At 66.0% G+C, this 20,196-nt stretch carries 18 protein-coding genes; 11 read left to right on the top strand and 7 right to left on the bottom strand.

Translation table 11 applies throughout. The annotated features are described in order from the left end of the window. Positions 1 to 37: 37 nt before the first annotated feature. The gene (locus AC1POX_RS14490) at positions 38 to 925 is read left to right on the top strand and encodes a DMT family transporter (protein WP_029819802.1); all 888 of its coding nucleotides are present in this window, start codon (positions 38 to 40) and stop codon (positions 923 to 925) included. 45 nt (positions 926 to 970) lie between these two features. On the opposite strand, the gene AC1POX_RS14485 is transcribed toward AC1POX_RS14490, so the two are convergent. Together AC1POX_RS14485 and AC1POX_RS14480 are read right to left on the bottom strand one after the other, a co-directional pair. After that, the gene (locus AC1POX_RS14485) at positions 971 to 1,942 is read right to left on the bottom strand and encodes a peptidylprolyl isomerase (RefSeq protein WP_008573185.1); all 972 of its coding nucleotides are present in this window, start codon (positions 1,940 to 1,942) and stop codon (positions 971 to 973) included. Positions 1,943 to 2,011: 69 nt separating this feature from the next. Further along, positions 2,012 to 2,254, bottom strand: coding sequence for a DUF378 domain-containing protein (locus tag AC1POX_RS14480; RefSeq protein ID WP_011348011.1), 243 nt, complete (start codon positions 2,252 to 2,254; stop codon positions 2,012 to 2,014). 93 nt (positions 2,255 to 2,347) lie between these two features. Here AC1POX_RS14480 and AC1POX_RS14475 point away from each other — a divergent pair, with 93 nt between their 5' ends. Next, entirely contained in the window at positions 2,348 to 2,551 is a 204-nt protein-coding gene (locus AC1POX_RS14475) for a hypothetical protein (RefSeq protein ID WP_338334148.1), read from the top strand. A 146-nt stretch (positions 2,552 to 2,697) separates the two neighbouring features. Here AC1POX_RS14475 and xopN read toward each other — a convergent pair whose 3' ends face one another. Further along, positions 2,698 to 4,899 (bottom strand): type III secretion system effector XopN, encoded by a 2,202-nt coding sequence (xopN, locus tag AC1POX_RS14470; protein ID WP_008573180.1) that lies wholly within the window; start codon positions 4,897 to 4,899, stop codon positions 2,698 to 2,700. A gap of 691 nt (positions 4,900 to 5,590) precedes the next feature. On the opposite strand from xopN, the gene hap3 reads away from it, so the two are divergent. Beyond that, positions 5,591 to 6,037 (top strand): Hpa3 family type III secretion system protein, encoded by a 447-nt coding sequence (gene hap3, locus AC1POX_RS14465; RefSeq protein WP_372356308.1) that lies wholly within the window; start codon positions 5,591 to 5,593, stop codon positions 6,035 to 6,037. Then, positions 6,034 to 8,037 (top strand): type III secretion system effector XopF1, encoded by a 2,004-nt coding sequence (xopF1, locus tag AC1POX_RS14460; protein ID WP_338334146.1) that lies wholly within the window; start codon positions 6,034 to 6,036, stop codon positions 8,035 to 8,037. The genes hap3 and xopF1 overlap by 4 nt, the downstream gene beginning before the upstream one ends. A 404-nt stretch (positions 8,038 to 8,441) precedes the next feature. Here the strand turns inward: xopF1 and AC1POX_RS14455 are convergent, their stop codons facing one another. Together AC1POX_RS14455 and trxA are read right to left on the bottom strand one after the other, a co-directional pair. Next, the gene (locus AC1POX_RS14455; RefSeq protein WP_122272567.1) at positions 8,442 to 8,891 is read right to left on the bottom strand and encodes a DUF4442 domain-containing protein; all 450 of its coding nucleotides are present in this window, start codon (positions 8,889 to 8,891) and stop codon (positions 8,442 to 8,444) included. A 267-nt stretch (positions 8,892 to 9,158) separates the two neighbouring features. Further along, positions 9,159 to 10,016, bottom strand: a complete 858-nt coding sequence (trxA, locus tag AC1POX_RS14450; protein WP_014090577.1) for a thioredoxin — start codon at positions 10,014 to 10,016, stop codon at positions 9,159 to 9,161. Positions 10,017 to 10,222: 206 nt separating this feature from the next. Here trxA and AC1POX_RS14445 point away from each other — a divergent pair, with 206 nt between their 5' ends. From AC1POX_RS14445 to rsfS, 6 genes are all read left to right on the top strand, one after another. Then, a complete protein-coding gene (locus tag AC1POX_RS14445; protein ID WP_008573173.1) occupies positions 10,223 to 10,840 on the top strand; it encodes a DUF998 domain-containing protein in 618 nt (205 codons plus the stop codon). Between the two features lie 67 nt (positions 10,841 to 10,907). Continuing rightward, positions 10,908 to 13,550, top strand: coding sequence for a leucine--tRNA ligase (leuS, locus tag AC1POX_RS14440; RefSeq protein ID WP_122272569.1), 2,643 nt, complete (start codon positions 10,908 to 10,910; stop codon positions 13,548 to 13,550). Between the two features lie 554 nt (positions 13,551 to 14,104). After that, a complete protein-coding gene (locus AC1POX_RS14435) occupies positions 14,105 to 14,749 on the top strand; it encodes an LPS-assembly lipoprotein LptE (RefSeq protein WP_008573172.1) in 645 nt (214 codons plus the stop codon). A gap of 22 nt (positions 14,750 to 14,771) precedes the next feature. Further along, a complete protein-coding gene (gene holA, locus AC1POX_RS14430; RefSeq protein ID WP_014090574.1) occupies positions 14,772 to 15,800 on the top strand; it encodes a DNA polymerase III subunit delta in 1,029 nt (342 codons plus the stop codon). Further along, on the top strand, positions 15,797 to 16,666 hold the full coding sequence (gene nadD / locus AC1POX_RS14425) for a nicotinate-nucleotide adenylyltransferase (protein WP_338334144.1): 870 nt from the start codon (positions 15,797 to 15,799) through the stop codon (positions 16,664 to 16,666). The genes holA and nadD overlap by 4 nt, the downstream gene beginning before the upstream one ends. 56 nt (positions 16,667 to 16,722) lie before the next feature. Then, on the top strand, positions 16,723 to 17,136 hold the full coding sequence (gene rsfS, locus AC1POX_RS14420) for a ribosome silencing factor (RefSeq protein WP_005912943.1): 414 nt from the start codon (positions 16,723 to 16,725) through the stop codon (positions 17,134 to 17,136). A gap of 157 nt (positions 17,137 to 17,293) precedes the next feature. Here rsfS and AC1POX_RS14415 read toward each other — a convergent pair whose 3' ends face one another. Further along, entirely contained in the window at positions 17,294 to 18,829 is a 1,536-nt protein-coding gene (locus AC1POX_RS14415; RefSeq protein WP_372356307.1) for a PhoX family protein, read from the bottom strand. A 121-nt stretch (positions 18,830 to 18,950) separates the two neighbouring features. Here AC1POX_RS14415 and rlmH point away from each other — a divergent pair, with 121 nt between their 5' ends. Beyond that, positions 18,951 to 19,421 carry a 23S rRNA (pseudouridine(1915)-N(3))-methyltransferase RlmH gene (gene rlmH, locus AC1POX_RS14410; protein ID WP_372356306.1) on the top strand — a complete coding sequence of 157 codons (471 nt, stop codon included), beginning with the start codon at positions 18,951 to 18,953 and terminating at the stop codon, positions 19,419 to 19,421. A 78-nt stretch (positions 19,422 to 19,499) separates the two neighbouring features. Here the strand turns inward: rlmH and AC1POX_RS14405 are convergent, their stop codons facing one another. Beyond that, complete coding sequence (locus tag AC1POX_RS14405; RefSeq protein ID WP_071118012.1) at positions 19,500 to 20,174, bottom strand: energy transducer TonB; 675 nt, start codon at positions 20,172 to 20,174, stop codon at positions 19,500 to 19,502. Between the last annotated feature and the right edge of the window lie 22 nt (positions 20,175 to 20,196).

The following is a 20,196-nucleotide window of genomic DNA, read 5'->3' as shown; positions in this document are numbered from 1 at the left end:
GTTTCATCCCCGCATGGCACGGTTCGGGAGCACGGTCATGAGCGTCCAATCGTCGGTGCAGCCCGAGCTTGCGGTACGTCAATGGCGTACGCCGCTTGAGCTTGGTTTTCTGGGCGTGGTGTGGGGCTGCTCGTTTTTGTTCATGCGCGTGGCCGCGCCCAAGTTCGGCACCGTGGTGCTGGTGGAAATTCGCCTGGCGCTGGGTGCGTTGGTGCTGCTGCCATTCCTGTGGCTGGCACGCGAACGTTTCCCGTTACAGCGCTGGCCCATGCTGGCGGCAATCGGCGTGCTCAACTCGGCGTTGCCGTTCCTGCTGTTCGCCTGGGGCGCGCAACATGCACCGGCGGCAGTCGGGGCGATCTGCAATGCGATGACGGTGCTGTTTACCGCGCTGATCGCCTTCCTGTTTTTCGGCGAACGGATCGGCACGCGTCGCGCGCTGGCCTTGCTGGTGGGGTTTATCGGCGTGCTGGTGCTGGCCACCGGCAAATCCGCCGGCTTGAGCGTCGGGCCGGCAGCGCTGGCTGGTGCAACTGCCTCGCTGCTGTACGGCATCGGCTACAACCTGGTGAAGCGCCATATGGGCGATTTGCCGCCTGCTGCGTCGGCGGCGTCCACCCTGGGTTGCAGTGCGCTCTTGCTGGCGCCCTTGGCCTGGTGGCAATGGCCGACCACGCCGGTGCCGGCGGTGGCGTGGGCCTGCGCCACCGCGTTGGGTGTGGTGTGCACCGGGCTGGCATTCTTGATGTACTACCGGCTGATCCAGCGCATCGGCCCGGCGCGTGCGTCCACGGTGACCTATCTGGTGCCGGTGTTCGGCGCGCTGCTGGCATGGTCGCTGCTGGGCGAACCGCTCACCTGGACCATGCTGGTGGCCGCGGTGCTGATCCTCGGCAGCGTCGCCTTCAGCCAGCGCGCCCGCTGACGGGGCGCGACTCGCTCTTGCGATTCCCGATTCCCGATTCCCGATTCAACCGGCCGGCGGCACACGCACCGGCAACGGCACATTGCACAGGTCGATGTGCCCGGCCGGGCGCTTGTAGAAATCGTCCTTGCGGTTGCGGCGCGCCTCGACCACATCGCGGAAGGTCTGGCTGTCGGTACGCAGCAATTGCAGTGGCGTGCGTTCGGGCGCAGGCACTTCGCTGGCCAGCCGGATCGCGCGGATCGGTGCGCGTTGCGCGGGGTCTTCGTAGAAGCCCATCGGGTCGGGGCCGCGCGGCGTCACGCTGAGCAATTCCATGCCCTTGACCACACGCCCGACCACGGTGATGTTGCGATCCAACTGGCGCGGCGATTGCCCGGTGACCACGTACAGTTCGGCGCCGATGCTGCTGTCTTCGTCGTTGTTGCGGCCTGCGCCCAGGGTGCCGTAGCAGTGCGCCAGCCAGGTCTTGCCGGTGGCCGTGTCGCGGCCGACCGGGAAGCCGTCGACAAAGCCCACCTGCGGCGCCCAGCCATCGCTGTCGGGCAGGCGCTGGAAATCCAGGCCCTGCGATGCGCGTTCGAATTCGGCCGGCAGATGCGTCTTGGCCGAGCCAAGCGATTTGGCCTTGGCCGGCGTCTCGCCATCGGGGTCGCCGAACTGCACCACGAAATTGTCCTGCGAGCGATAGATGCTCAGCCCGTCCCAGAAGCGCTCATGCGCCAGCGTGCGAATGTTGGCGACGTGCTCCGGCGCAAATTGCGGCGCCAACTCGATGATGACCCGTCCGGCATCCAGCTCCAGGTACAGCGTGCGGTCCGGATCGAGCACGCGCCACGCGCTGGCCGGCGAGCTGTCGAGAATCTGTTGCGGGCTACGGTAAGCCGCGTTGGCGGCTACGGGTAACAGCAGGGCGAGCAGGCAGGCAGAAGCAACAGTGCGCAGGAGCATGAAGGCAGCCAGCAGGGAGGTGTCTGCGATTCTTGCCGACCACGCGCCCAGACGCAAAGCATGCATCGCATGGCATGACGCCGACGCAGTGCGCCGGCGTCATGCACAGATGCTAGACCTGCCGCGGGCAGGAGGTTACGGATTGTTGCGCACGTGCGGGCTGGTGTGATGCTCGGCAGTGCCATGGTTGTTGCGGAACAGCGGTACCAGCTGCCACAGCGCCGAGAACCCCACCAGCGTGTAAACCACACGCGACAGCAGTGCGTCCTGTCCGCCGAACAGTGCGGCAACCAGATCGAACTGGAACAGGCCGACCAGCCCCCAGTTCAATCCACCGACGATGAGAAGCACCAGAGTGATGACGTTGATCGCTTTCATGAAAGCATTCCATGTGGGTTGGGAAACCCCAGACTCCGCATGCCCCAGCGAGCAGGCCGTGAGCGTCGCCCGCTGGCGGCCCGCTTTGCACACATGTCGCTCACATCCGCCAGCCATGCGGGTGGTGTCTGCGCGCTTGGGCAGCGGTCGCCAGCCGCGCGATGGCCGGTGACCAATGCCTTGGCAGACAGGCGGCGACCCGACATGGATAGGAGCGATATCGCTTCGTTCACCGCCGAGGCGAACGATGCAGCGGCGTGCATCTTCGGCCTGATGCCGCCGCTCGTCCGGCAATGAGTCAGCTTCGGCATCCGCCTGGCGGCGCGGCTGCCGAGGAAGCAGCACACCCCGCGTCAATCGACGTCGGTAACGGACAAGGCAGCGTCCGGTGCGGCGGCCATGTTGCAGGGAGGCGACGCCCTGCAACATGCCGGATCATCACCTCACACCAGGTGCTTGGAGTGTTTGCCGGCCATGCGGGCGAACTCGTGCAGTTCCGTCCCCAAGTTCCGAGCGCTCTTGGACCGCGTTATCTCGTTGTTGGTCTGTTCCAGCCTCGATCGGTTCGGGCTACTCGGGGCCGAAACATGTTCCCGGCGCGGTGGTGCCGCCCTGGATGTCGATGGCAAATCCTGTGGCTGGCTGGAAGAGGTGCTTGCCTCCTGCACAGACAACGCTCTTGCCGTTGCCAGCAGCGCTTCAACATCATTGCCCTCCAACAAGGTGTTGATGGCCTTGCTGGCCTTGGTCCCACGTCGCTGGGAGAGCGTTTCATGCATGGCGCCCAGGATTCCGCGGCCTACCTGCTTCCCCAGCCCGATGTCGGTGCTTCCCTCGCGACGGTTGTTCTTGATGGTGATGGCGGTGTGCTGGTTCAGGGCGCCAACGGCGGCCATGCCCCCGGAGATCGCCGAGACCGCCAGGCTTTGCGGGAGCGGAACATTGCGGGTCCCGCCCTGGGAGGCCGAAACGAGTTTGCTGATTACCGACGATGCGGCGCTGCCCAGGAAGATCAGATGGAACATCTGGCCGATGCGCTGTGCGGTTTGCGCGGTGAACTCGAGATAGTTGTACTTCTTGGCGATATCGTTGAACAGCTGCTGCGACAGCACGGACTTTTCGGCGCCGATAAGCAGCTTGGATGCGGTGCCGTTCGGGTCGATTTCGTCGAGCCTGCCTTCGCGCAATGCCTCAAGGTCGTTGCGCACCAAGCGCAGTTCCTGCATCGCCTTGCTGGCGTCGCCGGCCTCGATGTCGCGGTCGTCTGCCGTGATTGCGCCTGGCTGCGTACCCTCTGCTGTCACTGCATCCGCCAGCAGCTTCTCCAACTCGGCGACCCCGGCGGTGACGCGCTTGACCAGCGCTTGGGTGGGCGACTGGATCAGGCTGCGTAGCTTGTCGGCCTTGATGTCCTCTGCGCTGACCGCCGCGCCGCTGGCCAGCTTCTGCTTGCCTGCGTCGGTCAGTACATCGGCGTACAAGAGGTTGAGCTTGTTGTTGGCTTCCTGCTTGGCTTGCTCGTCGAAGCCGGCGGCCACATGTTGCGCAGCCGTCATCAACATCGCGCCAACCGTCTGCGCCGTCGGCGACAGCGCACGCATCGCGCCTGTCTTGCTGAGCAGCCCCAGCGTGCTGGCCACCGGCGAACGCAAGATGCGTGGAACGGCCTGCCAGCGGTTGCCCTGCCACTGGCGATCGTGTGCGCCCTGGGTCATGACGAAATCATGCTGGGCCTGGTGCAGCTCCTTCTCTGCTGCTAGCAAGACGTCGGCTGCCGCCGCGCGTTCCTTACTTGAGGAATTCGGATCACTCTGAATCTCGCGAAACACGTCGCAGGCTTTGGCGAACGTTTCGATCTTTTCCTTGAGGGCGTGTGCCAGTTCGGGGAGCCAGTGCTTGTCGTTGATCTGCTTCTTGTCCGGCACGATGACGTGTGCGCCGTGTTCGCGAATCGACTCGCACAGGCTGACAACCGCCGATTGTTGGCCGGCATTCACAGGTGCGGCGACCAGCATGGTGGCCAGGCCGAACCCTGCGCCGGCCCACGGTTGGCGTGTCGCATAGTTGATCCACGGCGAGACGATGTACTGCATGGCATTGGTGAGGAAGCTGCCGCTCGGGTTGGGCATGCCGGAAAGCAGTGCGGTGCGCCGCAGCGTGGCTACGTCGTTTTCGTTCAGCCCCTGCGCCTTGTACCAATCGATCACATCGTGTTCGCTGATGCGGCTGACCAGGTCCGCATGCGTGGCCGCGCGTGCCTGCGCACCCGTGGTGCCGGGCGATTTCATCGGCCTGAGCCTGCTGATCAGATCGGCCGCCAAGTCCGGTGCGATTGCGCGTGCATCGTCCGAAGCCAACTGCTGACGAAGCCGTGCCAGCGTCGCCTTCGTTGCATTCGATGAGGTTGCCGGTTGCGGGACGAGGGCCTGGGCGTCTTGCTCGGGCCTGGCTAGGAGCGCCCCCAGCGTGTTTGCGCCACTGCGCCTGACGGGCGCACGCCCAAGTGGGCTGAGTGCGGGGTCCGGCGCGGATTGGTGTGTGACGGCCGCAGAGGTGGAGGCAGTGGCGAGCTCTGTTTCCTGGATCTCAGGCAAGTGCGACCCCGCACTGCGGCTGGCCGAATCGACGGATGCGGATGACTTCATCGGGACATCTCCTGACGTGTATACGGCAGATAGATTGCGTGCGTACCGGACGATTGGTGCGCATCGCATGGGATTGCATCGCAGATGCCGTGGAACCTCCCTCCCGTAGCGAAGTTCCTGGTGCAATCCTGAGCCTGCCGGTATTGGTGGAGGCGAAGTGGTGAATGCACTGCGCGAAAATTGAACTACCAGACGCGTATGCCCGCTGTCTGTCCAGCAGATTTTCTATCGCCGTACGCGAACCAAATCAGGTTCCGAAGCGGCGCCTGGTATGCAATGGATGTGGAGCGTGACAGAGGGCAGTCTTTTCAAATGCACTGGCGCTCTGCAGTCGGCCGGTCTCTGTCTCGTCAGCAACCTTCCAAAATGCGCGTCCAGGGCGAGCAGGTCGTCATGGGTGCATGCCAATGGTGCTGCGCGTCAGGACTGCCGCGCCGGACGGCGCGGCAGGCGATGGTCATTGGCGACGGATATGCCCTGAGGTGCCGAAAAATCTTTGGCCACCACAGCCTTGATCGCTGACTTGAGCAAACAGGCAAAAGTGCGGATCGAACTATTTGCGTGAGGCTTTTGCGCTTCGTGCGTTGCGCCGGTGATTCGCGCTTTTTTTGCGGTGACCGGGCGCTGACAGTGACACTGCCCAGGCAGAGCCAAGCGATGAAGCTCGCACTTTCATTGTGAGATACCTCAAATGACATCCGATCAGATCAATGTAGATTACATGGTGGCTTCGTTCTTTTCCGGTCTTGGTCTTCGCCTGGGCCTGACCGATGCACTGGTGCAGCGCCTGCGTGAAGGCGAGACCGTTCTCGGGCCTGCGGGCATGCTGTGTCGCGTGCATGCGCAGCCCCGGAACGATGGCGTGTCGGGATTTCCGGAAGTCATCCTGCCGTTGGCCGCACGCGAACTCGAGGGCGACGAGGTCGTCACACTGCTTGCGCTGCAAGAGCAACTGCTGACCGAGTACGGGTGGCGGCTGACGATGTCCAACCTGGGCCTGCTGTGCATCTGCCCGTTGCTGCTCGCGCAGACGCCCGAAGACGTGGCCGCCACTCTCGAGCGGGGGCAGATCGTCGCACGTGTCGTGCTGGATGCGCTGGTAACGCAGGCGGGCAGCGCGAGGGAGGCAGTCGTATGAAGCTCCAACGCCAGAACAGCGCTCCACCGTCCATCCCAAGTGGATCGTCCGCAAATCCCGGTGCCGCGCACGCAGGCGAACCATTCGTGCCAGAGCCGCAGACGCCGCGTTCGACGGTGCTAAAGGGGCTGGCGGAGCCGAGCCCGCGCCTGCGCGCGCGTGCAGGCAAGACCACCACGCTGCCGTCGGGTGAATTATCCCCCGCCAAGACCAGGCAGTGGCGTCCGGAAGCGGGTGAATCCTCCCGCGCTGCGTCTGAGCGCGCGGAGCGCCAGCATCGCGCTGGGCGGCATCCAGGCAACCAGCAGGCAGCTTCTTCTTCGGCGACGCAGGGGGCTTACGCGCAGCGTTGTGTCGCCGCTTGCGAACGCCTGAAGGCGCAACTGCGTGCAGGTCTGAAGGATCGCCCGTTTGCGGAGCCGTCGGACGAGCAGCTCGCATTGCAGGCGGAATACGTGCAGTGGGCCGATGCCCGCTTGCAGGAGCGTATTGAGGCATTCGGTCCGGACGCTGCCTACGAAGTTGCCGGGGATATGAAGGCGGTCGGCAGGAAAGCGTCGCTGCCCATTGCGTATGAAAGTCTCAGGTCGTTTTTCGTTGGCGCGTTGCGGACGCCGCTCGGCATTTCTGCAGCCACTGCCTACCAGAGCAGCCGCCCGCCCGCTTCGGAACCCTTGAGTACAGCGACCCTGGCTGGGGTGATCTCGGGAATGGGGTCGCATGCCTGCGACACGCTGTTGATTCCATCGATGGACAGGCGCGCGCGCGTTGCCAATCTGCCGCGTTTCCAGGCGATCGATCCCAAGATCCTGGTGCCGGACCCGCCGCCGGTCCTATTGGAAGTCACCCCTGAGGGAAACAAGCGCTTCGTGCGTCCCGGAGAAAACGGTACGCCGACCCGTGCCGAGCTCACGGCACAGGCCTATGACCGTCGGGCAGGAATCGCTCAGCGTCAGTCCATGCTGGACGATACGGCGCTGGACACCATGCTGCTCAGGCCGACCATCAGCGGCGGCTTTAACGCCGCGCGGCGCACTTCAGGGGACCCCTCCACCCGTACGGCGGTTGCCGAAGTTGGCCTGGCCGGGCTGGCGGTGGGTGGTGCAGGCGCTCTGCATAAGGCGTTGCTGGACACCGGCAAGGCAATGGGGCGCACTGGCCAGATGACGGTTCCCGATTTGCTCGGTGGGAATCAGCGCTTGAATCTGTTCGCTCTTGCATTGCCGGACAAGACACGACCTCCTGCCACGTGGTCCGATGCGGTGCATTTTCCCAGCTATCTGTTGCAGACAGGTCAGGAAGCGATGGCATTAGCGAAACAGGCGTTCAGCACGGCGAACGCGGCAACGACGGCGCTGCGCGATGTGCTGGGACGCCATATGGTCGGCAATGTGCTGGCCAACATGGCTTCGTTGGGTGCCACCAGATTGATCGCTTCCCCGCTGAGAGGAGGGTATGGCGGCGGCAGCTTGCCTGGAGAGGCCGACAATTCTCCAGCATGGGTGTTGCAGCAAGGAGCGCAGATGTTCTTCAACGATGTGGTGTGGAATGCGCTGAAAGCCAAGAACGGCACAAATACCACCCAGGCCACGCGATTGGATCACGAGCGCGCCATTGTAGCGGCCGAGCAGGATAGAACGATTTCACGCACCTTGCAGACGCTCGCCCAGCCCCTGGACACAGCGCTTGGCTTGCTTCCCCCGCCAGCCCAGGGCGAAGTGGCGCGTGCCATGGAAGAAGGCACGGGCGTGCCCGTGCCGCTCAGCGCTGACGTCGACCGATTGCGCAATGCGTTGCAGCAGCTAAGGAACCAGGTGGCTGCGCAAGCGGTCTCGATCGCGACCATCGACGATGCGCTTGGTCGGCTGGCCGATCTCCCCGTCGCGGGTGAAGGCGAAGGCCGCGCGGTGATCGCAGAGTTGTCTGCGCAATTGCACGCGCTTGGCGCGGCCTTGCGTCAGAAGCAGGCGCTGCAGCAGTGGCAACAGGGTAGGCCTTGAGCGCCGCCCAGACGCCGGCGCCTGGCCATAACCAAACGCACGCGCTACGAGTTGCAGCCAGGGCTGCGGCCCGTGGCGCTTGCGTCAGCCCGGCGTTACCTGCATGCCAGAACGCAGGCTTGTCAGTGAGCAACGGGTTCCAAGTCAATGCGCCCATGGCCTGATACAAAACAGATGCGCGTTGCGCGACAACTGCAGCAACGGGCGGCACGCTTGCGGCTGCGGTGGCCACACTCGCGTTGCGCCCATAGCAAAGCGCCTGCGCGTTTGCTGCTGCGGCATTAGCACCTGGTCAGGAGGGCGTGCAGCTGTTTCGCTCTGCCATCATCCGTTGCGTGGGCGGCGAGTCGAGCGAAACATGCATCGCCGTATCGGCTGGCGTGGCAGCGTCACTGCCGTCATCCTCAGCGTACCGGCTTGCGTTTGACGTAGAGCTGCTTGCGGACATGTGCGACCACTTCGCCGTCGCGGTTGTAGACCGTGTTCTCGAACCAGCGCAGATGTTTCTCGCCGTTTGCAGTGGCCTGGCGCAATTGCGCCAGCACGCCGTCGTCGATGACGAAATCCGCCGTTACCGTGCCGCGCCCGGGCTTGACGAATTCGATGCTACCGGCCTTGTCCCACACGTAATATTCGCGGCCCAGGTTGTGCATGGTCAGCAGCATCCAGAACGGGTCGGTCATCGCAAACAGGCTGCCGCCGAAATGGGTGCCGACATAGTTGCGATTCCATGGGCGCTGGCGCAGCTCCACCCGCGCAAAACGGTAGTCGGCCGAGAGCACGGTGACGTGGATGCCGGCAAACAAAAATGGCGGCCACAGGTTGATGCCTAACTTGAACAGCGATGCGCGCATACGGGCCTGTTTCCTTGGCGAGGGAAAGTGCGCAGCATAACATTCGCATGCGTATGGAGTAGGCCGGCTGCGCGTGGTCGGCACGGCGTCCGTCCGTTGCTGCCGACCGCGAGCTGGTGTCGTCATGGTCGTTGGCCCGGGTCAAAAAGCCATGCAGGCCCCCGAACGCAACACGCCGGGCACAGGCCCGGCGCGCATCCTGCGGTGAGCAGGGCGATCGGGTGACCGCCTCAACTCAGCGCAGGTGTCGCACGTCAACGCTGGGGCTTAAAACACCAGCGCCGACATCTTGCGACGATAGCGGCCGACCAGATCTTCGTCCTCGATCACGCGGAAGGCATCGATCAGGCTACGGCGCGGCAGGTTGTCGTCGAAGCTGCGGTCCTGCCGCAGCATTTCCAGGAACTGCTCCAGCGCCGCTTCGTCGTTGCCGTCGAGCAGATGGCGCACGCCGAGCAGGTGCCGTGCGCGCAGGTCGGCGCTGTTGGCATCCACGGCGGCCTGCAGGGTGCCGGCGTCCGGGGCGTCCTTGAGAACGTTGGCAAAGCTCAGCCGCGCCTTGGCGCGCACCGCGCGGTCGTCGGTGGCCAGGTTGGCGGGCAGGGCATCGATCAACTGCTCGGCCTCGGCGGTGTCGCCAGTCTTGAGCAGCGCCAGCGCCAGGTCCAGCTTGAGTTCGTCCTTGTCCGGTTCGGCGGCGACCGCTTCACGCAGCGCCGCGGCCTGCGCCTGTGGGTCGAGCGGCGCCGGCGGCACGTCTTCTGCCACCTGCGGCTCGGCCGGCAGCACGCCGTGCTGGGTCAGGAATTCGCGCACCTGGCCTTCCGGCATCGCGCCGGGGAAGCCGTCGACGATCTCCCCGCCCTTGACCAGGAAGACCGTCGGCACCGAGCGGATCTGGAACGCCGCAGCGATCTGCTGTTCCTTGTCCACGTCGACCTTGCCCAGCTCGAACGCACCGTTGTACTCGCCGGCCAGCTTTTCCAGGATCGGCGTCAGCGACTTGCAGGGGCCGCACCAGGTGGCCCAGAAGTCCACCAGGACCGGTGTCGTCAACGATTTCTGCAGGACCTCGGTCTCGAAGGTGTCAGTGGTGGCATCGAATACATGCGGCTTGTCGGACATGGGCTTCCAGAAGTTAAGTGCGGCAACAGTGGGAGGTAATGGTGGCAAACGCGGCTGACACAAGCCCAGCCGCAATGAGGCGCTCACGTGCCCGGTTCGGGCGCCTTCCGCATGGCCGTGGCAGCGTCAGGGGTTCACGCCGCGCCCGACCGGCACGACAATGCCGCGTTCTGGCGGCGCGTCGCGCCCCGTGTTGGAGCAAGCCAATGGCAACCACCGAGCGCGCGCAGCGCTACATGGGCCTGATCGCGGCAACGGTTTTCGTACTGGCGCTGGCCGGTTTCGGCGTCACGCTGCCGGGCTATCTGCAGGCCAGCCATCCGGTGGCGCTGTTGGGCGCGCAGGGCGTGCCGCATGCGCTGGGCTTCAATCTGGTCGCCTTCGTGCTGGTGGGCGCGCTGGGCATGGCCACCGGGGTCAGCCTGCTGGCGCGCATGCCGCCCAAGGCCAGCTGGAGTCTGCGCGTGGGCGGACAGTTGATCGTGCTGGCCGGCCTGGCCTTCCTGGGCATGGGCATGCTGCCGCTGGATCCCACCGATCTGGATGGCCGTGCCAGCCAGGCCCATGCCACCGCCTGGTTGTTGTGGGCCGTGGCGTTCGTGCCCGGCATGTTGTTGATTGCCGCCGCGCTGCTCAACGATGCCACGACCCGCAGGCTGGCCTGGTTGAGCCTGGCGGCCGGATTGCTGGTGGCAGTGCTGGCGTTCGGCCCGCCGGGCCTGGTGCGCCAGGCCATTGCGCAACGGCTGGCGTTCCTGGCCTGGGTCGGCTGGCTGGCGGTCGCGGGCTGGATCTGGCCGCCGAAGCCGGCCGCGCTGCGGTAACGGTTTGGTCCACCTGCTGCACTGCGGTACCCTGTACCGCTTTGCACCGCCCGAGCATCCGCTCCCAATGTCCACCGTCGAACCGAACGTCTACGACCCGCAGCAGGTCGAAACCTCCGCCCAGCAGTTCTGGGATGCCACCCGCGCCTTCCAGGTCGACGAGAGCTCGGAGAAACCCAAGTTCTATTGCCTGTCGATGCTGCCGTACCCGTCCGGGGCGCTGCACATGGGCCATGTGCGCAACTACACCATCTCCGACGTGGTCAGCCGCTACAAGCGCATGACCGGCCATAACGTGCTGCAGCCGATGGGCTGGGATGCGTTCGGGTTGCCGGCCGAAAACGCCGCCATCAAGAACAAGACCGCGCCGGCCAAGTGGACCTACGCCAACATCGAGCACATGCGCGCGCAGCTGAAATCGCTGGGCTACGCCATCGACTGGTCGCGCGAGTTCGCCACCTGCACGCCGGACTATTACGTGCACGAGCAGCGCATGTTCACCCGGTTGATGCGCAAGGGCCTGGCCTACCGCCGCAACGCGGTGGTGAACTGGGACCCGATCGACCAGACCGTGCTGGCCAACGAGCAGGTCATCGACGGCCGCGGCTGGCGCTCCGGCGCGCTGGTGGAAAAGCGCGAGATCCCGCAGTGGTTCCTGCGCATCACCGATTACGCCCAGGAGCTGCTGGACGGCCTGGATCAACTGGATGGTTGGCCGGATTCGGTCAAGACCATGCAGCGCAACTGGATCGGCCGCTCGGAAGGGCTGGAAATCCAGTTCGACGTGCGCGACATCGACGGCGCACCGCTGGACCCGCTGCGCGTGTTCACCACCCGCCCGGACACGCTGATGGGCGTGACCTTCGTGTCGATCGCCGCCGAGCATCCGCTGGCGTTGCATGCCGCCAAGTCCAACCCGGAACTGGCCGCGCTGCTGGAAACGCTCAAGCATGGCGGCGTCTCCGAAGCCGAGCTGGAAACCCAGGAAAAACGCGGCATGGCCACTGGCCTGACCGCGGTCCACCCGATCAGCGGCGAGCAGGTGCCGGTGTGGGTGGCCAACTTCGTGCTGATGGGCTACGGCACCGGCGCGGTGATGGCCGTTCCGGGCCACGACCAGCGCGATTTCGAGTTCGCCAACAAGTACGGCCTGCCGATCGTGCAGGTGGTCAAGCTGCGCGAGCCGCGCAACGAAGAAGAGCAGACCTGGGACGCCACCCACTGGCGCGATTGGTACACCGACAAGAGCCGCGAGCTGGAGCTGATCAATTCGGCCGAGTTCGATGGCCTGGATTTCGGCGGTGCCTTCGAAGCACTGGCCGAGCGCTTCGAGCGCAAGGGCCAGGGCCAGCGTCGGGTCAATTACCGCCTGCGCGACTGGGGCGTGAGCCGTCAGCGTTATTGGGGCTGCCCGATTCCGGTGATCTATTGCGCCAAGTGCGGCGCGGTGCCGGTGCCGGAAGACCAACTGCCGGTGGTGCTGCCGGAGAACGTGGAATTTTCCGGCACCGGTTCGCCGATCAAGACCGACCCGAGCTGGCGCCAGACCACCTGCCCGGACTGCGGCGGCCCGGCCGAGCGCGAGACCGATACCTTCGACACCTTCATGGAATCGAGCTGGTACGTGGCGCGCTACACCAGCCCCAACGCACGCGACATGGTCGACCGCCGCGCCAATTACTGGATGCCGGCCGACCTGTACGTGGGCGGCATCGAGCACGCGATCCTGCACCTGATGTACTTCCGCTTCTATCACAAGCTCATGCGCGACGCGCGGCTGGTGGACAGCGACGAGCCGGTGACCAACCTGCTCACCCAGGGCATGGTCATCGCCGAGACCTTCTATCGCGATGCCGACAACGGCGGCAAGGACTGGATCAACCCGGCCGACGTGGAAATCCAGCGCGACGAGCGGGGCCGCGTCACCGGCGCGGTGCTGATCGCCGACGGTCAGCCGGTGCAGATCGGCGGCACCGAGAAGATGTCCAAGTCCAAGAACAACGGCGTGGATCCGCAGTCGATGGTGGCCAAGTACGGCGCCGACACCGTGCGGCTGTTCTCGATGTTCGCCGCGCCGCCGGAGCAGTCGCTGGAGTGGAACGAGGCCGGCGTGGACGGCATGGCGCGCTTCATGCGCCGGCTGTGGGTGCAGGTGCATAGGCACGTGGGTGAGGGCGCGGCGGCCGCGCTGGATGTCGCCGCGTTGAGCGCCGAGCAGAAAGCGATCCGCCGCAAGACCCACGAGACAATCGGCAAGGTCAGCGACGACTACGGCCGCCGCCACAGCTTCAACACCGCCATTGCCGCAGTGATGGAATTGTCCAACGCGCTGGCCAAGTTCGACGACGCCAGCGAACAGGGCCGCGCGGTGCGCCAGGAAGCGCTGGAGGCGATGGTGCTGCTGCTCAATCCGATCACCCCGCACGCCAGCCACGCGTTGTGGCAGGTCCTGGGCCGCGGCGAGACGCTGCTGGAAAACGTGGCGTTCCCGCAGGCCGATGCCAGCGCGCTGGTGCGCGATGCGTTGACACTGGCAGTGCAGATCAACGGCAAGTTGCGCGGCACGATCGACGTCGCTGCCGATGCGACCCGCGAACAGATCGAAGCGCTGGCGCAGGCCGAGCCGAACGCCGCCAAGTTCCTCGAAGGCCTGAGCGTGCGCAAGATCATCATCGTGCCGGGCAAGATCGTGAACATCGTCGCCGGCTAAGCCGTGCTGGTCCGGCGGGTTGCCCTCGCCGGTCCGGGCAGTGCGCCGGATCGGCGTGGCAACGCGCTTGCACGGTGGCGGGGACGTCCAATGCGGTCAGGCGCGTGGGTAACGTTGCAGCTGCCGCTCACTGCACCGGCGTGCGATGTGCGGATGTGGTGCTGCGATGGATCTTGCGATGCATGGCATGGGCGCGCGGCAACACGAAAAGGCGAGGCCGATCGGCGAGAAGCGCCAGGTGTCTTGGGCGACCATTCCATCGGTGCGTGACGACGTGCTGCTGGGTTTTCAGGCAAATCACCGCGTCGGCGCGTGGCGTGGCTTACGTGGGCACTGCTTTCGTTTTCGACACCGCATTTCACTGGCGCGCACGACGCGTGGGTAGAGTTTTGGCAGTGGTTGCCGACGATGCGTTTCACTGGCGCGTGGCGACGCGTTTTTTCATTCCTGGGGCGCCGCAGTTTTTCGCGGCGCCCTCTCAAGCCCCGTTCACGCGGTCTCGGGCAGGCTAGCCGCCTGTTGCCGCCGCCGGGGCGCTCATCCAGACTGTGCCCATGATTCGATTTCCTACTGCCTTCGCTGCGTCCCTCGTGCTCGTCTCGAGCCTCACCGCCTGCGGCTTCCATTTGCGCAATTCGCTGGCGTTGCCGCCCGACACACCGGCGGTGAAGGTGCAGTCCGCCGTGCAGTACAGCGAGTTGGCCAAGCTGTTGCGGCGGGGTCTCAAGGCCTCCGGCGCCACGCTGGCCGACGAGGATGCCAAGACCGGCTTTGCGCAGTTGCAGGTGTTGTCCGAGCGTTGGGGCGATCTGCCGATCGCCATCGACAGCCAGGGCCGTGCACAGGAATACAGCCTGCGCTACGCGGCCATTTTCACCGTCACCACCGCCAATGGCTCGGTGCTGGTGCCGCAGCAGGTGATCGAGCTCTCGCGCGACTACGTGTCGCCACCGGTGGATGCCACCGGTACGGCAACCGAGCGCGAAATCCTTGCCGACGAACTGCGCAAGGACATGTCGGCCTCGATCCTGCGTCGTATCGACAGCGTGGTGCGGGCACGCCTGCAGCGCGGCGAAGGTCTGGAGAGCACGCCGACCGCGCCATTGCCGCCGGCCCCGACGGCGCCAGCGCAGCCGACCACGACACCCGAATCCAGCGTGCCGGCCTCGTTGCCGCCCGCGCCCACGTCGGGCAACTGAGCCGCGCCCCGCGTTTTCGGTGATGGAACTTCGCCCAGAGCAGCTGGCCGGCCAGTCCAGCCAGCCCTTGCAGCCGGTGTATCTGATCGCCGGCCCCGAGACCTTGCGTGTGCTTGAGGCCGCCGATGCGGTGCGCGCACGCGCGCGCGCCGAAGGCATCGGCGAACGCGAAGTATTCGATGCCGATGGCCGCGAGTTCGACTGGAACCAGCTTGACGCCAGCTTCAATGCGCCCAGCCTGTTCAGTCCGCGCCGCCTGGTCGAAGTGCGCCTGCCCAGCGGCAAGCCTGGCAAGGACGGGGCCGAGGTCATCACCCGCTTCTGCGCCAACCCGCCGCCGGACGTGGTGCTGCTGATCACCGCCAACGACTGGAGCAAGGCGCATCACGGCAAGTGGGCGGAGGCGGTCGGTCGCATCGGCACCATCGCGGTGGCCTGGGCGATCAAACCGCACGAACTGTCCGACTGGATCGAGCGCCGCCTGCGCGCGCACGGCCTGCGCGCCGATGCCGCTGCCGTGCAGCGCCTGAGCGAGCGGGTGGAAGGCAACCTGCTCGCCGCCGCGCAGGAAATCGACAAGCTCGCCCTGTTGGCCGACGGCAAGACGCTGGATCTGGAGGCGATGGAATCGCTGGTGGCCGATGCCGCGCGCTACGACGTGTTCCGGCTGGCCGAAACCACGTTGTCCGGGCAGCCGGCCGCGGTGATCCGCATGCTTGCCGGCCTGCGCGGCGAAGGCGAGGCGGTCGCCGCGCTGATGCCGATCCTGATCAAGGAACTGCTGCGCACCGCGTCGCTGGCGAAGGTGCAGGCCAACGGCGGCAACCTGGCCGCCGAAATGAAGGCGCAAGGGCTGTGGGAATCGCGCCAGGCGCCCTTCAAGCGCGCGCTGCAGCGTCACCCCGAACCGCACCGCTGGGAACGCTTCGTCGCCGAAGCCGGGCTGGTCGATCGCATGGCCAAGGGCCGCGCCGACGGCGATGCCTGGGTTGGTCTGGAACGCCTGCTGGTGGCCGTGGCCGAAGCCCGCGCGGTGAGATTGTTGGCGTGAAGGCCAGGGACGCCGGGACCCGGGACCCGGGACTTGGGAGCCGGGAAGGGCAGGGTGACCGGCAGCGAGCCCATTCCGACCAGCTTGCGCAGGCCAGCCGTGCAATCGGCTCTTCCGGATCGCAGGAACAGCAACACTCCCATCCCGACCACGTTGCAGACCCCGGCTCTTCCGATTCCCGAATCCCGAACCCCGATTCCCAGCTCCATCTTTACTACGGCGGTACCTTCGACCCGATCCACCTGGGCCATCTGGCCATCGCCTGCGCGGCGCGCGACGAACTGGGCGCGTGCGTGCAACTGGTGCCGGCGGCCGACCCGCCGCATCGCCCTGCACCCGGTGCCACCGCTGCGCAGCGTGCGCAGATGCTGCAACTGGCGCTGGCCAACTCTCCAGGCCTGCAACTGGATACCCGCGAACTGCAGCGCGCTGCGCAGTGCGATGCGCCGTCCTATACGGTCGATACCTTGCGCGAGCTGCGTGCCGAACTTGGCCCTGCAGCGCCGATCGCCTGGTTGCTCGGCGCCGATGCCTTCGTGGGGCTGCACCATTGGCATCGGTGGGAGGCGTTGTTCGGGCTGGCGCATTTCGTGGTTGCCGCCCGTCCGGGCACACCCTTGGCGTTGGCCGACGCACCGCAGCTGGCCGCGATGGTGCAGGGCCGCTGGGTCGCACGCGCGGACGAGCTGGTCAGTGCGCCGGCCGGCCGCCTGTATCTGCTGCATCAGCCACTGCGCGGCGAATCGGCCAGTGCGGTGCGGTCACGCATCGCCACCGGCGCGCAATGGCAGCGTCTGGTGCCGCCCCCGGTGGCCGCAATGATCCAGCGTGAAGGCCTGTACCGCAGCGTCCGCCCGGCTACCTGAACACGCGTGCTGCCGGACCGGCCTATAATTCACGCCAATTCCATCGAGTTGCCGCTTTGACCAGCCAAGCCCAAGTCATCAAGACCTCCCTTCCGAACCCGCCGCCGTCCGTGCCGGCCCTGTTGGCTACCGTGCGCGAGGCTGTCGAAGAACTCAAGGCCAAGGACGTGGTCGAGATCGATGTGCGCGGCAAGTCCAGCGTCTGCGACTACATGGTGGTGGTCTCCGGCACCTCGACCCGCCACGTCAAATCGATCGCCGACGAAGTGGTCAAGTTCGCCAAGCGTCTGGACGTGATGCCGCTGGGCGTGGAAGGCGAGCGCGAAGCCGAATGGGTGCTGGTCGATCTGGGCGATGTGGTGGTGCATGTGATGCTGCCGCGCGTGCGCGAGTTCTATGCACTGGAGCGTCTGTGGACCGTGGGCGATCAACGCCCGTCCGACGAAGACGAGTCCGACGAACTGCGCTGAGTCTGCGCAGGTGCGCCGCAGGCGCGCAGAGACAACAACGGCGCCCTTGGGCGCCGTTGTTGTGTGGGGCGTTCGCTGCGCAATCGGTCGGCGTCGTGCATTCCTTGGCCACGCGCTGTTCGGGACATGCATACCGCAGGTGCGCAGCGCCACGCGCTTACAGCGGTCCGCGTTCCCACGGCCCGGTGATGGCCAGGGTAATGCCCGGCGTCTGGATGTTGACGAACAAGGTGCGCGCCAACGGGTCCCAGCACGCGCCGCAGAACTCGGTGTCGCGGTAGTCGCCTTCGGCGATCGTCTTGCCGGCATCGGCAATCTGCTGCGAGGTCAGCTGCACGTTGTTCTTGGCCAGATAGAACGAGGCGCCGTTGCGCGTCAGCCCGAGCAGACGCGCGCCGGGGCCGTATTGGTCCGGGCTTTCGCCGCCGTCTTCGCACAACACCACGCCGCCGCGCGCACTCACCGTCACGTTATCCGGGTTGTGCGCAGCCAGCTGATTGCCGCTGACGAACAGCGCGCTCAGGCGTTGGGTAAACAGGTCCAGTACCCACACCGCACCGTTGCCGTACCCACGGCGCCCCTGCGCATCCACGCCGGTGCTGGTGTCGACGATGAACATCTTGCCGTAGCTGTACCAGATGCCTTCGCCGCGGCTCATGCGCAGCGCGCCATCGGCCCAGGCCTGCGCGAACGGGCCGCTCAGGGTGTCGTTGGCGCCGATATCGGCAAAGCCGGCCGGCGCAGCGATGCTGTCCAGGTCGGGCTCGGAGATATCCACCCATTCCAGCTGGAATTGCTGGCCGATGCTGGCCACGGTGAGATCGGCATTGCGGCGCCCGCGCACGCGCGCGGCTTGCAATCGCCCGCCGTTTTCCAGCGAGCCATTGCGGCCGCGGCGGTCGTTGGGGATGAAGCGGTACAGGCCGGCCTTGTTGCGGTCGTCTTCGGTGAGATAGACGATGCCGGTGCGCGGATCGATCGCCACCGCTTCATGGCTGAAACGGCCCAGGCCCACCAGCGGGCGGCCGGTGGTGCGGTGGCTGTCCGGGTCCACCTCGAACACGTACCCATGCTTGCGGCCGGTGCTGGAGACCGTATTGGTCTTGATCTCTTCGCAGCTCAGCCAGGTGCCCCAAGGCGTGGGGCCGCCGGCGCAGTTGACCAGCGTGCCGCCCAGGCTGGGCTCCAGGCTGCCCCAGCCGCGCCGGCCGTAGCTGAGCGTGGTGGTGCCGCCGCCGGCCTGCTGGGTGCCGCTGACGATGCCGGTGTCGTACATCGCCGGTGCGCGGAACGGGTTGCCTGCGCCGCGTTCGTGGTTGCGGATCAGCACATATTCCAGACCGCGTAGCGGGTCGCTACCGGGGCGCCAGTCGGGTCGGCGCAGGCCGACCACGGCCATGCCGTCGTGGCGGTCGGGGCAGGGCTGGCCGTCGTCCATGCGGTCGCCGCTCCAGCCGAACGAGCGATAGCTGAAACCCTGTGGCAGCTGCAGCAGCGGCAAACCGGTGCTCTGGTCGGCGACCGGGGCGAGCGGGCCGTACCGGCTCGGGACCGGTGCAAGCTGCGTGGAAGGCGAGGTGGCGGCCTGGGCTTGGCGCGACTGCAGCGCGCTCAAGCTGCCAAGGGCGCCGCCGGCCATGACGGCAGCACTGCCCTTGAGAACCTGGCGGCGGGCGGGATCGAAAATCGGCATCGAACGACTCCTGCGTGGCTGGGTGGTCGAGCGACACTAATTGCCAGCTGTAACCACACCATGACACGCGGTGACAAATCGCCGCGGGCTGCCCGGGCTGTGACGCGGATATCATGTGGCCATGAAATGCCGACTCATCGCTACCGGCGAGCGCGCACCAAGCTGGGTGGCGCAAGGTTTTGCCGAATATCAAAAACGTCTTTCGCACTGGATGCCGCTGGAGCTGGTCGAGATCGAGCCCGGCCTGCGCGGCAAGGGCCGCGATGCGCAGCGCGCGACCGACGACGAAGGCCGTCGCGTGCTCGCGGCGCTGCCAAAAAATGCCTACGTGGTGGCGCTTGATGTCCCCGGGCGCCCGCTCAGTTCCGAACAGCTCGCCCAACGCATGGAGCATTGGCGCGGACAGGGCCGCGACCTGGCGTTTCTCATCGGCGGGCCGGAAGGCCACGCGGCGGAGGTGTTCAAGAGCGCCAGCGAAAGCTGGTCGATCGGCCCGCTCACCCTGCCGCACATGCTGGTGCGCCTGATCGTCGCCGAGCAGCTGTATCGCGCCGCGGCGATGCTGGCCAACCATCCGTATCACCGCGCATAAGAGCGCCTAACGGAACTGGTGCGCAGAGCCACATCGATGCGGCGGCTGCGGTTGCAGGCCGCCGCATCCAGTCGCCACTTAGTTCAGCGAGAAGCTCACCGGCACCAGACCATAGGCCTGCACGGCCTGGCCGTTCTGCATCGCCGGCTGGAAGCGCCAGCTGCGCAGCACCTGGCTACGCGCGGCCAGGTCGAGCACGCGATGGCCGCTGCTGGTCTGCACGCTCACTTCGGCCGGACGCCCATCGGTGCCAACCAGTACGCGCAGCACCACCGTGCCTTGCTGCCCTGCACGCAGTGCAGCCGCCGGATAGCTCGGCGCGGGCGAACTCAGATACTGCAATTGCCCTGCTTCGACCGGGCCGCTGGGTGGGGTGGTTGTCGGAGCGCTGTCTGCAACAGCGTCGGAGACCGTTGCGGCAACGGCAGCCGGTGCGCTGTCGACAACGGAGGGTTCACTGATCACCGGGGTCTGTACCGGCACCGGCAGCGTCTTGGTCGGTGAATGCGTTTTCGGCGTGAACTTTACTTCGACTGGAAACACCAGCGGCGGTGGCGGCGTCGGGATGCTGACCGGCATGAGCCAGCGCTCTTTTGGCGCGGTCTGCTGCGGAATGGCCCGGTGCGAGAGCGGAATCAGCAACAACCCGCCGGCCAGCAGGTGCAATGCCACGGCCGTGCTCATCGCCAGAACGCGCGAGGGGTCGATGCCAAGGGGACGGGAAGAAACCTGCGATTGCGTGCGAACCATCATCCACCTCCAGAACGGAACTGCG

Source organism: Xanthomonas sp. NCPPB 3442 (assembly GCF_056725145.1).
This window is presented reverse-complemented; position numbering and strand designations above follow the sequence as displayed.

What these genes read in the sequence shown, in the direction of transcription:
- AC1POX_RS14485 (WP_008573185.1), bottom strand. Translation starts at nt 1,942, where the DNA reads ATGCATGCTTTGCGTCTGGGCGCGTGGTCGGCAAGAATCGCAGACACC.
- AC1POX_RS14415 (WP_372356307.1), bottom strand. Translation starts at nt 18,829, where the DNA reads ATGCCGATTTTCGATCCCGCCCGCCGCCAGGTTCTCAAGGGCAGTGCT.
- xopN (WP_008573180.1), bottom strand. Translation starts at nt 4,899, where the DNA reads ATGAAGTCATCCGCATCCGTCGATTCGGCCAGCCGCAGTGCGGGGTCG.
- AC1POX_RS14475 (WP_338334148.1), top strand. Translation starts at nt 2,348, where the DNA reads ATGTCGCTCACATCCGCCAGCCATGCGGGTGGTGTCTGCGCGCTTGGG.
- leuS (WP_122272569.1), top strand. Translation starts at nt 10,908, where the DNA reads ATGTCCACCGTCGAACCGAACGTCTACGACCCGCAGCAGGTCGAAACC.
- rlmH (WP_372356306.1), top strand. Translation starts at nt 18,951, where the DNA reads ATGAAATGCCGACTCATCGCTACCGGCGAGCGCGCACCAAGCTGGGTG.
- AC1POX_RS14445 (WP_008573173.1), top strand. Translation starts at nt 10,223, where the DNA reads ATGGCAACCACCGAGCGCGCGCAGCGCTACATGGGCCTGATCGCGGCA.
- xopF1 (WP_338334146.1), top strand. Translation starts at nt 6,034, where the DNA reads ATGAAGCTCCAACGCCAGAACAGCGCTCCACCGTCCATCCCAAGTGGA.
- AC1POX_RS14490 (WP_029819802.1), top strand. Translation starts at nt 38, where the DNA reads ATGAGCGTCCAATCGTCGGTGCAGCCCGAGCTTGCGGTACGTCAATGG.
- hap3 (WP_372356308.1), top strand. Translation starts at nt 5,591, where the DNA reads ATGACATCCGATCAGATCAATGTAGATTACATGGTGGCTTCGTTCTTT.
- AC1POX_RS14435 (WP_008573172.1), top strand. Translation starts at nt 14,105, where the DNA reads ATGATTCGATTTCCTACTGCCTTCGCTGCGTCCCTCGTGCTCGTCTCG.
- trxA (WP_014090577.1), bottom strand. Translation starts at nt 10,016, where the DNA reads ATGTCCGACAAGCCGCATGTATTCGATGCCACCACTGACACCTTCGAG.
- AC1POX_RS14455 (WP_122272567.1), bottom strand. Translation starts at nt 8,891, where the DNA reads ATGCGCGCATCGCTGTTCAAGTTAGGCATCAACCTGTGGCCGCCATTT.
- AC1POX_RS14405 (WP_071118012.1), bottom strand. Translation starts at nt 20,174, where the DNA reads ATGATGGTTCGCACGCAATCGCAGGTTTCTTCCCGTCCCCTTGGCATC.
- holA (WP_014090574.1), top strand. Translation starts at nt 14,772, where the DNA reads ATGGAACTTCGCCCAGAGCAGCTGGCCGGCCAGTCCAGCCAGCCCTTG.
- AC1POX_RS14480 (WP_011348011.1), bottom strand. Translation starts at nt 2,254, where the DNA reads ATGAAAGCGATCAACGTCATCACTCTGGTGCTTCTCATCGTCGGTGGA.